Source organism: Paenibacillus sp. T2-29 (genome assembly GCF_052921365.1).
This window is the reverse complement of sequence record NZ_JBREVE010000001.1, coordinates 77,253-90,151: the sequence shown is the minus strand read 5'-3', so window position 1 is coordinate 90,151 and position 12,899 is coordinate 77,253. Positions and strand designations below refer to the sequence as shown.

At 32.4% G+C, this 12,899-nt stretch carries 21 protein-coding genes and 1 tRNA gene; all 22 read left to right on the top strand.

Translation table 11 applies throughout. From position 1 onward, the window contains the following. Positions 1-4: 4 nt before the first annotated feature. The 22 genes from ACU1JV_RS00760 to ACU1JV_RS00655 all read left to right on the top strand — a co-directional run bounded on the left by ACU1JV_RS00760 (position 5) and on the right by ACU1JV_RS00655 (position 12,898). Positions 5-394 carry a hypothetical protein gene (locus ACU1JV_RS00760; protein ID WP_413986424.1) on the top strand — a complete coding sequence of 130 codons (390 nt, stop codon included), beginning with the start codon at positions 5-7 and terminating at the stop codon, positions 392-394. A gap of 100 nt (positions 395-494) precedes the next feature. Next, on the top strand, positions 495-959 hold the full coding sequence (locus ACU1JV_RS00755; protein ID WP_446724469.1) for a hypothetical protein: 465 nt from the start codon (positions 495-497) through the stop codon (positions 957-959). A gap of 19 nt (positions 960-978) precedes the next feature. Continuing rightward, a complete protein-coding gene (locus ACU1JV_RS00750) occupies positions 979-1,761 on the top strand; it encodes a hypothetical protein (protein ID WP_446724467.1) in 783 nt (260 codons plus the stop codon). Between the two features lie 59 nt (positions 1,762-1,820). Next, a complete protein-coding gene (locus ACU1JV_RS00745) occupies positions 1,821-3,146 on the top strand; it encodes a hypothetical protein (RefSeq protein WP_413986421.1) in 1,326 nt (441 codons plus the stop codon). Position 3,147: 1 nt separating this feature from the next. Continuing rightward, entirely contained in the window at positions 3,148-4,134 is a 987-nt protein-coding gene (locus tag ACU1JV_RS00740; RefSeq protein WP_413986420.1) for a phage lytic cycle repressor MrpR family protein, read from the top strand. Between the two features lie 108 nt (positions 4,135-4,242). Continuing rightward, positions 4,243-4,893: a hypothetical protein gene (locus ACU1JV_RS00735; protein ID WP_446724466.1), complete on the top strand. Its 651-nt coding sequence runs from the start codon at positions 4,243-4,245 to the stop codon at positions 4,891-4,893. Beyond that, positions 4,883-5,443: an accessory gene regulator B family protein gene (locus tag ACU1JV_RS00730; protein WP_446724465.1), complete on the top strand. Its 561-nt coding sequence runs from the start codon at positions 4,883-4,885 to the stop codon at positions 5,441-5,443. Before ACU1JV_RS00735 ends, ACU1JV_RS00730 begins: the two co-directional genes overlap by 11 nt. Then, a complete protein-coding gene (locus tag ACU1JV_RS00725) occupies positions 5,436-5,558 on the top strand; it encodes a hypothetical protein (protein ID WP_322152716.1) in 123 nt (40 codons plus the stop codon). Before ACU1JV_RS00730 ends, ACU1JV_RS00725 begins: the two co-directional genes overlap by 8 nt. Before the next feature lie 62 nt (positions 5,559-5,620). Continuing rightward, positions 5,621-5,989 carry a hypothetical protein gene (locus ACU1JV_RS00720; protein WP_413986417.1) on the top strand — a complete coding sequence of 123 codons (369 nt, stop codon included), beginning with the start codon at positions 5,621-5,623 and terminating at the stop codon, positions 5,987-5,989. Between the two features lie 285 nt (positions 5,990-6,274). Further along, positions 6,275-6,655 carry a hypothetical protein gene (locus tag ACU1JV_RS00715; protein WP_446724464.1) on the top strand — a complete coding sequence of 127 codons (381 nt, stop codon included), beginning with the start codon at positions 6,275-6,277 and terminating at the stop codon, positions 6,653-6,655. Between the two features lie 166 nt (positions 6,656-6,821). Beyond that, positions 6,822-6,898 (top strand) — tRNA-Ile (locus ACU1JV_RS00710). Positions 6,899-7,015: 117 nt separating this feature from the next. Next, a complete protein-coding gene (locus ACU1JV_RS00705) occupies positions 7,016-7,921 on the top strand; it encodes a hypothetical protein (protein ID WP_446724463.1) in 906 nt (301 codons plus the stop codon). 118 nt (positions 7,922-8,039) lie between these two features. After that, positions 8,040-8,981, top strand: coding sequence for a hypothetical protein (locus tag ACU1JV_RS00700; protein ID WP_446724462.1), 942 nt, complete (start codon positions 8,040-8,042; stop codon positions 8,979-8,981). A 105-nt stretch (positions 8,982-9,086) separates the two neighbouring features. Continuing rightward, positions 9,087-10,088, top strand: a complete 1,002-nt coding sequence (locus ACU1JV_RS00695; RefSeq protein ID WP_446724461.1) for an ATP-binding protein — start codon at positions 9,087-9,089, stop codon at positions 10,086-10,088. A 119-nt stretch (positions 10,089-10,207) separates the two neighbouring features. Beyond that, positions 10,208-10,600 (top strand): hypothetical protein, encoded by a 393-nt coding sequence (locus ACU1JV_RS00690; protein WP_029517992.1) that lies wholly within the window; start codon positions 10,208-10,210, stop codon positions 10,598-10,600. Positions 10,601-10,637: 37 nt separating this feature from the next. Beyond that, on the top strand, positions 10,638-11,120 hold the full coding sequence (locus ACU1JV_RS00685) for a 3D domain-containing protein (RefSeq protein WP_029517991.1): 483 nt from the start codon (positions 10,638-10,640) through the stop codon (positions 11,118-11,120). Then, on the top strand, positions 11,117-11,641 hold the full coding sequence (locus ACU1JV_RS00680) for an AAA family ATPase (RefSeq protein WP_413986414.1): 525 nt from the start codon (positions 11,117-11,119) through the stop codon (positions 11,639-11,641). Before ACU1JV_RS00685 ends, ACU1JV_RS00680 begins: the two co-directional genes overlap by 4 nt. 13 nt (positions 11,642-11,654) lie before the next feature. Continuing rightward, positions 11,655-11,798: a hypothetical protein gene (locus tag ACU1JV_RS00675; protein ID WP_193373359.1), complete on the top strand. Its 144-nt coding sequence runs from the start codon at positions 11,655-11,657 to the stop codon at positions 11,796-11,798. Next, on the top strand, positions 11,798-11,983 hold the full coding sequence (locus ACU1JV_RS00670) for a hypothetical protein (RefSeq protein WP_413986413.1): 186 nt from the start codon (positions 11,798-11,800) through the stop codon (positions 11,981-11,983). Before ACU1JV_RS00675 ends, ACU1JV_RS00670 begins: the two co-directional genes overlap by 1 nt. Further along, positions 11,976-12,173 carry a hypothetical protein gene (locus ACU1JV_RS00665; protein WP_413986412.1) on the top strand — a complete coding sequence of 66 codons (198 nt, stop codon included), beginning with the start codon at positions 11,976-11,978 and terminating at the stop codon, positions 12,171-12,173. The genes ACU1JV_RS00670 and ACU1JV_RS00665 overlap by 8 nt, the downstream gene beginning before the upstream one ends. A gap of 74 nt (positions 12,174-12,247) precedes the next feature. Further along, on the top strand, positions 12,248-12,460 hold the full coding sequence (locus tag ACU1JV_RS00660) for a hypothetical protein (protein WP_413986411.1): 213 nt from the start codon (positions 12,248-12,250) through the stop codon (positions 12,458-12,460). 33 nt (positions 12,461-12,493) lie between these two features. Beyond that, positions 12,494-12,898, top strand: a complete 405-nt coding sequence (locus tag ACU1JV_RS00655) for a hypothetical protein (RefSeq protein WP_413986410.1) — start codon at positions 12,494-12,496, stop codon at positions 12,896-12,898. Position 12,899: the final 1 nt, after the last annotated feature.

The following is a 12,899-nucleotide window of genomic DNA, read 5'->3' as shown; positions in this document are numbered from 1 at the left end:
AGAAATGGCCCAAATTCTAACAAGGCATATGATTGAAACCGCTTATAAATACTCTAGAAAGGTTTATCATAATGAGATGGAGCTTAGTTCTGCGCTCAGTCATATTTCACTGCTATCAGGTATGCATAGAGGGACAGCTTTGGCATACATTTCTGATTTTTGTTCAATGATGAAAGGCGAAGCATTTAAGAGAAAGATGACCACAGATGCAACAAAATATTACTTGTTAAATATCTATAAAGATTATGGTATAGAAGCTTTAAATGGAGCTGTAGCAGCAGTCAAGTTACATATAAAATATTTTAAAGAAGAGAAAAGTTTGAATCTGGTCAGACTTACAAAGGTCGTTAAAGAGTTTGACAAAGGGTTGGTTAATAATGTAATAGAAGAATAATTTAAATAAGTATAAGAAAGCGGGCATAAATTATGCTACGCTTATTTTTTACTCTTTGATAATAATTATCGCTTATAGTATATTTAAATGGGGGTGTATTATGGAAACTAATATTATGACCTACACGCTAAATAGCGGTATTAAAGGAACTGTAAATCTATCCACCAAACAAATAAAGGACTGGATAGAATCGTATCGTGTAGGCAGTAAGTATGTAACAACAGTGGGTAAAGAATACTTTGGATTGAATCCTGAGCTTGTAGCAGATTTTAAGGTACATAATGAATTTTCTGAGCAAAGGGAATATGTAGCAGCAATACAGCAACCAGCAGTAGCAAGTAAGGCTAAAGAAGAGTTAGCAGAAGCATACAGTCAGCATAAGACATTGATTCAGGTAGAATGTAAATGTGGAGCTTCTTATATAGAGGAATCAACATATAGAAGGAACAAATGGGGTTGCAAAGAATGTGGTGATATTGTGTTTTTGGATAGTAAGAAGGGGATGGTTGATACAGTGAAGGGTAAGGCTTGGTATATGACTAATAGGTATTTTGTTGAGAGATAGCAACAAAGGAGAGTTAAAAATGAATATAGATCATTTCATTCAAGAAGCAAAAGTTGCCGCAGAAAAAGCAGGGGGCTTCCTTACTGTTGAGTTATTCGATCAATTCAGAGATAAAAAGACAACAGTTACTTGGGATACATTTAATCGTAAAACTAAAATAGGATTCAAAGATTTTTTGAAACTGGCAAATATATATAGCAAAGATGAATATATATTGGTTAAGAACAAGAAAAAGGCTATTAGCAATTTCAAATTAATAAATCTAAAAAATGGAAGCGTAAATAGGAGGAGTTATGAAGAAAAAGATTATGAACCCAAGTGGGACTATATATCTGAGCATTTTGGTATAGATAAGATAGCTGTAGAAGCAGGAGTCAGAATATCAGGACAATATTTAAATGAAAACGATATTTTGATGGCTTTGAAAAATACAATTAAAGAAATTGGCTATATTCCATCCAAAACAGATTATATAAAATTAAAGTTAAAACCATCTGAAAAATCTTTGAGAAGTAAAGGTCTCAATTGGGATCAAGCTATGAGAAAATCTAAATTTCGACCAGAAGGGCATGCAACAAAAGATTTAATATGCAATATGGAGGATTGCTTTAACCAGTTTACTCCATCTGAAGAAGGAAATGTTTTTTGTGATTCATGTTATAAAAAAGTTAGATCGGGATTAATACAAAAAATTGAAAATATTCGCAACATAGATGAGTTAAGAAAAATAACCAAAAAATTGATTTGGTTTGGGAACAACCATGTAGAAATTTTTGATTTATATAAAAATGACACTTATTGATCCGGTATTATTTTATTATTTTTGTGTTATAATAATACAAAAGAGAAGTAGGTGAGTTAATGAAGAAAGATCGCACTGAAGCCGAAGAAATATTGATTGAGAAAATTAAAAAAATTAAAAGTAAAGCCAAAATTGTAAACCAAATTGTCGAGAATATTACTAATAAGGGGATGCCTTTTGGAGTTTTTAATGAAGTATCAAGAGGCAGTTTAAGTCTTGATACAGTTGATATTCCTTTTTTGGCAGTATTGATGAATGCCATATATGAAACTACTGGGGACAAAGAAATTGACCCAGATATTTTTTTTAGTCGAAAAGAAATTGAAGAGTCTGAATATATTATAAAAGATGTATTCAAGAGAGAGAGTTTGAACCTGCCAATTGTTTTAAATGATGTAATACAATTAGATGAACAGACCTATGTCACAAAGATAGAAAGTACTTTATTGGTAAGAATGTATCACTCTAATATAATTGAATATAATTTTGAAACTCAAAGAAGCGCAAAGTATAAAGAAGGCCGCGATGGTGTTGTGCCAGTCCCAGATGTAAATAAAAAAAGTGTAGCTGACATAGCCAAACACGTTTTGAACCAATCCTATTTACCAGACATGATGACATTAAATGTTTACTCTTTTGAAACTAACCCAGTGTACTTTGATTCCTCAAACCGAAATCTAACAATAAGCGAAGGAGCAATTGTATCTATACTAGATGGGTTTCACCGATTACAGGGATTTGTGAAAGCACATTTAATAAATCCAAATTTAAAATTCACAATGATTTTATCAGTAAGAGTGTATGATACGGACACTGCAAAAAGATATTTTGGACAAATAAACACTGTGAATATTGTAAAAAAAGAGCGCATAGAAGAATTGAAGGCAGAAAAATATTCAGATCAGGTTGTTAAAGACTTACAAACGAATCCGAAATCCGAGTTGAAGGGAAATAAAATTGCCTCCGCTCCTCGAATAAGTCAAATTGCTGATCAATTAACAACTTTCTCAATTCTTTCATATGCTATTGAACATACTTTTTCTCCAGCAAATTTTAAGGAGTATAAGGAAACTGCAAAATATTTAATTGAGTTTTTTGGGTATTTGTTAAGCTATTACTACGATGAGTTTTTAGGAGATCCGCAAAAATATAGAGATCAGTACAAAAATCACCCTCTGATGTTTTTAGGATATACGGTGATAGCAAAAAAATTCTTTGATTCTAAACGTGATATCTCAGAAATTAATGAAGTTATAGATGAAATTGATTTCTCGGATAATGCGTTGATTTCATTATTGAATGATAAAAAAGCGTATTATGCATCGAAAAGAGCCAAAAATAATATAATTGAGTATTTTAATAAAAAATATAACGAGGTGATTTAATATGAATAAAATATATGACAACGACTTTTTCAATGGAGAGCAGAAAAAGCGGTTTTTAAAAGATATGACAGAAAACACTTATATGGTTCATTCTAGGGTACTAAAAAGAGCAAGTCGCTTAGAAAAGAATTTGAACAAAGACCTTTATGATTTTAATTTGGATGAAATCGAAGAATTACTCAATTATTTATCTCCTAAAACTGTGCAGGCCTCACTTACTAATGGTTCGGTCATTAATGCTTACATAGGTTGGGCAATTCAACAAGACTTGAGAACCATTAACCTTAATCCGCTTGATATAGTAGGAGAAACTGATTTTTACAAGTCCTTTGTGGATAAAACAAACAAGTTAATATTCAGCGAAGAAGAAGTGAAAAAAATTGTATTCAGTCTTGAGAGTCGCCAAGATGCTGTCATCATACAAGCTTTGTTCGAAGGGATAATGGGTAGAAATAATAGCGAATTACTTAATTTAAAGTTAGTTGATATCGACGCAGACAGCCATAAAGTTTTGCTTAGAAATATTGATAAAGATAATACTGAACAAACAAGGTTTTTGAAAATTTCAGATCCTTTGTTAAGGCTTATGCAAGAAGCTAGTCAAGAAACCGAATATAAAAGTATAATGGGTACGGGTGGAAGAGTGAAAAAGTTAGTCCCTTCTCCCTATGTAATAAAAGGAGCTGGTAAAGCTTCAGCTGATGATGGGAAGACAGGGACATTTGCAATAAGACAAAGAATTAAAAATATTGGTATAATGGAAGGTTATGATTATCTAAGTGCAATAAACATAAGAAATTCAGGCATGTTAAAAATGGCAAGGGATCTATATGAAGAAACGAATAAACTAAAAAGAGAAGAAATCGAGGCAATATGCCGACATTTTAATGTGGGAATTGCTAAGGATGGGCACATAGCAAGCACACCATATACAAGAGAATTTTTAAATTTAGAAACTTTGTTTGATGTATATCCTGAGATAGAATAAGAATTTCTTATTCTATCTTTTTATATTTGTTTATTGACTAATTTCATTTATGATGATATTATGTATTTACAAGATATTATATTCGCTTATACAAAGGAGATTTAAATTATGCAAGCATTGTTATACATATTGTTATCAGCATTAGAAGGCTTTGTAGTATTTTATTTTGCTTTCTCAATATTTAGGATAAATATTAAAGAAAATTTATATGAAATCCTAATCACAAACATAATGATTTCTATTGCTACATATTTTTATAGTTTAGAGCCTGTTACAAGCAATCTTTCTCCTTTTTTTAATATGATTGCAATGATATTATGTTTAATTTTCATTTTTAAAATTTCACCGCTATACTCTATTTTTACAGCAGTATTGAGTTTAGTTGTAATTTTGGTTATACAAAGCTTGTTTGTTTGGTTTATGTATCCTGTTACACATTTGTCACTAGCAGATATAAAAAACAATGATTTTCTTCGATATGCATATCAAATCGGCAGTGATACAATCATCTTTTTGCTGGCAAAGAGGCTAGTAAAAAAAGGTTTGTGGTTTAGTTTTATTAGTTATAACTTTTCAATGAAATTCTCACTGACAAAAATTAATTTACTCATCACAATAATTCCCATATGCGTAATGGTATTAGTTGGTATTACCTATGACCTAAATAAATTTCTTTTTGGATCGATTATATGGCTGCTTTGTTTTATTAATTTGCTATATATGGGCATAAGAATGGAGAGAAGTAGAATTGAACACTGATACAATCACTGACCATGTTGCATACAAAGTGACTGATAGAATAATAAAATCGCAATATAAAGATAATTTTCCGGATGAAGAAAATACATTACATGTAATGAGATTTTTAATCAGCAACATTATACCTTTAATATTGATTCTTATAATAGGAATAATCATTGGTAACTTGTGGACTATAATTAGTGTAGTATTGGGTTTTGTATTGTTAAGAATGTTATCTGGTGGATATCACATAAAAAATGCAGACATTTGCTTTTTATTTTCAATTTTGTTAATTGTAGTATTAAGTCTTGTTCCTCTATTACCAGAAGTGATGCTTTACATTTTTCGGGTAGTTGCTTTTCTAATTGTTTTAATTTATGCACCATCAAATATAGTAGAAAATACCGTAGTAAGACCTGAAAAACACATATACTTTAAGTATGCATCACTGCTATTTGTATCTATATCTTTTTTTCTCGACAATGGTTCGTTTATATTGGGTTTATTCACACAATCCTTATCACTTGTGAACTTCAATTTTGTAAAGGAGGTGAATAGGATTGAATAAAAAACTAGCGATTATTAGTTTCGTTGGTTCTGTATTTACACTACTTTCAGTAGTTAATGTACAACCAGCTTCTTGGGCGCTTTTCAATTGTCCTCCTGCGCCTAAACGTAAATAATTACATATTATCCTACCCTCTATTTTTGAGGGTGGGATAATCATTTAGGAGTGATTTATTTAATGTTAAGATCTATTCCTGTACTAAAAAGAAATGGGAAAAAAATTAGTGAAGTTGCCGAGTGGCTTGACATAGATACGATAATTTGTTCAAAAAACGAGAAAATCAATTATACAAATAGGACTGTATACATAACAAGTGATGGGGAATATGTACATTGCATAGCTACCGATCAGATACACGAACTTCTTTCAGAACAAAGTGGATTTGCAATTACTGATAGAGGTACACTAGGCAATTTAAACAAAGACCATGAATATGATGAAAAAAATAACAACATCATTATGTGCGAAAAGCACGTAATAACTGTTTCGACACCTAGAAAGAGCAAGGTTAAAGAGGTGATTAAAAAAATACTTAGCAGGAAGTAACGTCAAATTTCTTTAATAAATAAATATAACAATATTTTATTTATATGAAAAACAAATAAAATAGTTGTTATTATTGCCAAAAGGTATTACAATGAAAAAAAGAGAACAAATGTTCCTCTTAAATGCTTGTCGACATTATTCGACTCATAATATACATGTAAATCCAAAATTTAGATAATGTCAATAAAAATTCGGTAGTACTGAACTCTAGTTGTCTAATTCTAGTAATAAAGTATAATTTAATTATAAGCACAAACCCACATCTAAGAAAAAGGAGATAATCTTATGGTTGAAAAGTTAATCATTGACTATAAAATTAAGAACAAAGCTGTTAATTTACTGGATACTATCTATTTTCTGATCACTTCAGATGCTGACATAGAAGATTTTCGATACAACTGTTCAGATGGAGGAATTCAAGAGATAAATAGGTATCTTATAAAAAAAAGAAAAGAAAAATTAGAAAAAAACAAGTATAAAAATATTGAAGAATTTATTGACAGCTATAAAATCAATAATCTCGCAGCATTAGAGAGGCTTTGTCAAGAACGCATCGGTATCAATAAACTTTCTAAGCTCAAATCTAGCGATCCTTCTCGTATATACGCCATACATAATGAGCGAGGCCCATATGTTAGATTTATGGAATTAGCACTATACGTGTAAGGTAAAAGCCGAGCAGAGTTGTTCGGCAAGAATTTTTATTTATAAATGAATATAAAAATATTGTTGACAATAATCTATGTGCATAGTATATTAAAAGAGTAGCAAGCAGCATCTAGTAAAAGAATACTTTTATCAAGATAGACAGTTACCAAAAGGCAATACATAAGGGTCTTTAGCTCAGTTGGTTAGAGCGGTCGGCTCATAACCGATTGGTCGGGGGTTCGAGTCCCTTAAGACCCACCAAAAATAACACACAGTAATGTGTGATTATATAAATGTGAATAAAATAAGAGAGGATGTGCTGAAGTTGATTAGATATTATATTGTAGCAACTTTGAATAAATAGGGTGGAAGAGAAAGATGAATTTATCTCCTACATACGGAAATTTTGTTCTTCGAGGAACTGTTGTTGGATTAGCCGATAAAAGAGCATATACAGAAGGTCAAACAGAAAGTGGCAAATGGAAAAGAGTGCAATTTGGAATCAAAGTGTCTGAAAGTTCAATTGTATATGTTGAGTTGTTTGGATCGAAAACGAGTAATGTAAAATTGTTTAAACGTGGAACAAATGCAGATGAATCTTTAACAGTTGAATGGGATGATTTATATAACAGCAAATACAGTAATTATCGTTATGCAAATCAAGTTAAAGTAAATCTTGGTTGTGGAAATATCAATGATGACTTCTCACTTATTGCATGGGACGCTATAGAATACTTTGAACAGCATCTTAAAGATGGCTCGAATGTGCTTGTAAAGGGTTCATTGCAATTGAACGAGTATAAAGGAAACTCACAAGAGCAATATGTGATTAGAGAAATATATGTTTTAGAAAACTATAATTTCAAAAATAAACATCCAGAAGCTTTCTTTAGTCAAGAAATTGTTTATGTCGATGCTATCCCATTAAATGAAAATGGGGAGTATACAGTCGACACAAGAGTAATAAATAGAAACTCTAACGATTGCGATGTTGTCCCATTCAACTTTTATATATATAACAAAGAAGTATATGATTATTTTAAGAACAATATTTCAAAAGGTAGCACTCTTAGAGTTCATGGCAACATACTCAATTATGTTCCACTAAAAATTATAGATGGACATACCATTATAAGTGGATCGGCAGTAAAAGGACTAGAGATAACTGGAGGAAATGTAAGATCCATAGCTTCGAATAGATACGATATAGATAAGCTTGATTCGATTAATGCAATTGGATCACCATTTGAGGAGGAAACAAACACTAATGAATGGGGATTTTGAGAGGATGTGAGAACATAGATATTGCGTCTATGCGAAGTCCACCTATTTAGATTATTGTTGCATATTTGTAGATATATCAAATAAAAACAATAATACATAAAATAGGAGAGATTTATTAATGGCAAACGAAAAAACACTACAAGAAGCAGAAAACACAGTACATATCGAAGGAACTATTAAAGAAGTACGAATTGAAGAAGGTACACTTCCAGATAAAAGAGAAGTAATTTCAGGAGAAATTGATATCCAAGTTGTTGAAAATTCTGTCCATACCATTCATCTGTTTTCCTTTAAATATAAAAAAGATAAAAGTATCAATGGGATTTACAAAGGCATTAAAACTATGAAGGATGAATACAAAACAGGAGATAAGGTTCGTGTCTCAACAGGAACAGTTAGATTGAATGAGTATGCTGGACAAGATGGAAGTTGGAAGTCTTATCCGCAGATTAACTCAAACTTTGTAAATCGCATCAAAGAAACAGATGTTTTTGAACCACAAGCTAAATTTTCGTTTGAAATGATGGTAGTCTCAGTAAAAGAGGAAATGAAAAACGACGAAGAAACTGGAAGAGCCATTATTAAGGGATACATTCCAATTTACGGTGGTGCAGTTATTCCGTTTGAAACTGTAGTAGCTGATCCTAATGCGGTATCTTATGTAACAAATACATATGAAAAAGGTAATACGGTATCATTACATGGTGAAATTGTAAATCAAAAGATTGCTACACGGCGAGAAATTGAAGTTGGATTTGGAGCACCACAGGAAAAGATTGATTACAAGACAGTTCGTGAGTATCTGGTAAAGGGTGGATCTGCTCCTTATGAAGAGGATGATAAAAATGTATTTGATACTAAGTTGGTAGCTAAAGCAGTTAAAGCGCGAGAGGCAGAAATTGAAGAGAAAAAAGAGAAAAAGAAGGCTAAGGAGAAACAGGCTCAAGGGAATAAATCAAATGACAATGGATTCGGTGGCCCTTTTGCTAAACCAACAAACGAAGACCCTTTCTCTGAAAGTAAGCCAATTGATATTTCAGATGACGATCTGCCGTTTTAATACATAAGAAGAATACGTAGATTTAAATAAAATAAGATTTTACTGGCGGCTAGTTTGCTGCTAGTCGCCTAATTTACATTAAAATTAGGGAGAGATTTTATACATATGTCAACATTAGATATTTTTAATCCACAAGTTTCTGTAGTAGCAAGAGGTCTAGAAGGTAAAATTATTACGATATATGGTAACAACAACTTGGGAAAAACCAAGCAAGCAACGCGTTTTAAGAAACCTTATTATCTTGGATTCGAAAAAGGGCTTAATGCAATTGCTGGTGTACCATTTGCCCCAATTAACACTTGGAGTGACTTCAAAAAAGTTAATAAACAACTAACTCACAAATCAACAGTAACTAAAGCGCGAGAAGTATACCAGACAATTATTTTTGATGAGGTTGAAGCATCGGCGCGCTACTGTGCTAAATATATTTGTGATAAATATGACTCAGATACTATTGCATCTGGACGAGATGGGTTTGGTCTTTGGAAAGAGTACGAAACAGCCTATTGGGAAGAAATTGATAAGCTAATCGGTGCAGGATTTACGGTTGTCTTCATTGCCCATCAAACCGAAGACAAAGAAGGTAAGATCTGGCCTAAAGGCGACAAAAGAGCACTTGCTCCTGTTATTGATAATAGTGATATTGTGGTCTACGTTCGCTCCAATGGCATTGATGAAAAAAACCAAGTAATCAAATCTTCCGCTTTTCTTGCTGAAACGGATAAATTCTTTGCTCGTAGCCGTTTTGACTACATTCAGACTGGACTAAAAGAATTTACTGCTGAAGCATTGGAAGAAGCAATTATCAAAGCAATTGAAAAACAAGAAGAAGTTGAAGGTATTAAGGCTGTTACCTATGATGAGCAGAAAGAGACACTTAAATCTCAAGATCTGGATTTTGAAGAACTGAAGACAAATATTATTGCTGCTGGTAGATTTCTGCACGAAAGCAGTAAAGGCGATTTGGTTACAGAGATCATCGAAAATGGACTTGGAAAAGGTAAAAAGGTCACCGACTTTACTAAGAACCATGTTGAGATGATGGTTGGTGTATTGGATGAATTGAATGACGCTGTGCGAGAATTTAAAGAATCACAGGCAGAATAGCATCACACAGTAAAAGACAGATTTTATCATAATACAACATCTATATGTGGTGTTCATCATTATGTATAAACACCGCATATAGAAAATTTAAGGGTAATGACCGATCAATAGGAGGATATATGAATAAAAGAACAGAAAATAGATTTCAGACAGATTTGCGGAGATTATTATTTCTTCTTGGTGAATTTAGAACAAAAGGAGCAGTTAAGGATTACAAATCAACCTCAGACTCATTTTCACAACTGTATAGTATTTATAAAAATGATGCTTTGAATCTTAATAAGGATTCTCATAATCATTTGCTGTTTATCGATGACTTTGCACCACAATTGGATTTTGAAATTCTTGCATTAGATAAAGTGTTGAGCAAAAATATTACTGCAAAGAACATGAGAGAATATAGAGAGAATTTGATTTCATTTGAAAAACTACATACAGTTAAAACGAAAATGCTATTAGATAAGAAGCATTTTAAGACTGAACAACCAGAGCCTACAATAGCCTCACTATAACAAGTGGGGCTTCATAATAAAACGGGAGCGTGATACGTTGGGTGAGCTAATCCTCTCTCTGCTTCTAACACTATCGGTATTTAATACTGAACTACAGAGTGTTAGCCAAGCACGAGAAATGAAAAACACGACTATTATCAAGCAAGAAACAAAGGTCGCCAAGTTGGATAAGATTGAACAAGTTAAAAACAAGAAATATACATATAAATGGGATCGCTTTGAGTTAACAGCTTACACTAATAATCAGGGTAGAAGTGTACATAGCAAAGACTATGGCAGAACTGCTTCAGGGAAGATGACAAAGGCTGGCGTAACAATAGCTGCTGACTGGAAGGTATTGCCTAAAGGGACAGTGGTTTATATAGATGGTGTAGGTAGAAGGGTAGTGCAGGATAAAGGTGGAGCAATTAAAGGTCACAAAATTGATGTGTATGTCAGGACTGAGCACGAAGCAAGAGATTTTGGTAGAAAGAAACATATTAAAGTAAGAGTGATTAAGTGGGGAGATAACAACAAATGAAAAAAGTATTTTTGCTAATGGGATATTCAGGTTCAGGTAAAACAGAGGTTGCTAAAGCATTGGAAGGACGAGGATATAATATCCTCCAGTCCTATACAACACGTCAACCAAGACATGAGAGCGAATGGGGGCATATTTTTACCACTGTGGAGAACTTTGAACAACTTGACATGGAAAATCGAATTGTCGCTCATAGTTATTTTGATAATAATCACTATTTCAGCACTAAAGAACAATTGCTAGAAACTGATGTGTACGTTATTGATCCTGATGGAATAAAGGATCTAAAAAAACGTGTTCTAGATATTGAATTCGTAACTATCTACTTAAAAGTGGACAAGCAGACGAGATACAAAAGAATGATTAAACGTGGAGACGATGTAGATAAGCGACTTAAACGTATTCATCAAGATGGTACTAAATTTAGAAAGAAGCGATTTGATTATCAAGTTATCAATTATGAACTAGGTAAGGCCGTAAATGTGATAGATCAAATTATCAAAATCGAGCGAAATGATTAAAGGAGGTACACCAATGCTACCGCTTAACTTTGAACGATTATCCGAATTATATAGTTACCTAGAAATTGATGATATTGATTATGGAGAGCTTCAGGAGTTACGCGATAAGATTTACGATTTAAAACAAATTGTTGAAGATAAAATGGAAGTATATTGATGAGCAGAACTAAGACGATTAAATACATAAACGAAACTTCGGTTGACGAGATGGTTAAACAGGTAAAAGCTAAAGGGTCAAACATAAAACAGGTTATTGAAGCAGCCAAAGAATCGAGAACTGAGTATGGATTAAAGGTACAGGAATTTATCGAACGGCTAGGTGAGGTAGAGGATAATGTATAAGTGGATAGCATATGGCTTAACTATGCCTAAGGACATCCTTTTTATCGACAAAAATAATGACGATATGTGGGCATCGCACGATAAAGCTTTGGAGCATCTAAAAGATAATCATATAGAATTTGATACTTTATGTAATTATGATCCAAAGATAGACGTGGATATTGACCTGATGTTGGTATTAGAAATTTAGTAAAACCTGTATTTGATCGGAAAGAATAGATGAAATATATGTATAACAGAACTATGTAAATGTGAGGTGTTTATGTGAATGAGTTTTTGCTTCATTTAGCTGATGCCAAGCACAGTATTTATGAAAAGTTATACGGGTCAAATAGATTTGTGTATTCAGAAAATGATTGTATTGAGCGGATTAAACTTATACATAAGTATGAGATGTTGTTGGATGTTATATCAATGTTACCACCAATAGAGCAAATAAATATACAGAAAATCAATAAAGGATTTTATGAAGAGTAAATTTATAAATTTGATGGAGAGGATGTGCTATTTATGGCTATGCCTATTGATGGATATGCAAAAGTAGTAACAGATGATAAAGGAAAAGTAATTCATATTTTTGATTATTATTTTAATAATGATAAACGCTTTGAAAAGTTTACAGATCAAAAGATTATTCAGTTAATTCATAATACAGGAATTTCCAACTCGGAACTTCTGGTGACGCTGCTGCATTGGCAATATGATGACAGTGAAGGGCTGGATATCTACGAGCAGTTTGTGCTTAAAGCCAACTACAAAGAGAGTTTAATTGAAGAAGTTGAAATTAAGAAAGATTTGATCGGGGATTGGACTTTTGAAGTTGGAGATCCTTTTGAGCCAGAAAAAATATACTTTCAAGTGGACGTAAGACGATTGTATGAAAAAATTTATAAAGAAGACTACCCAGTAAAATAAA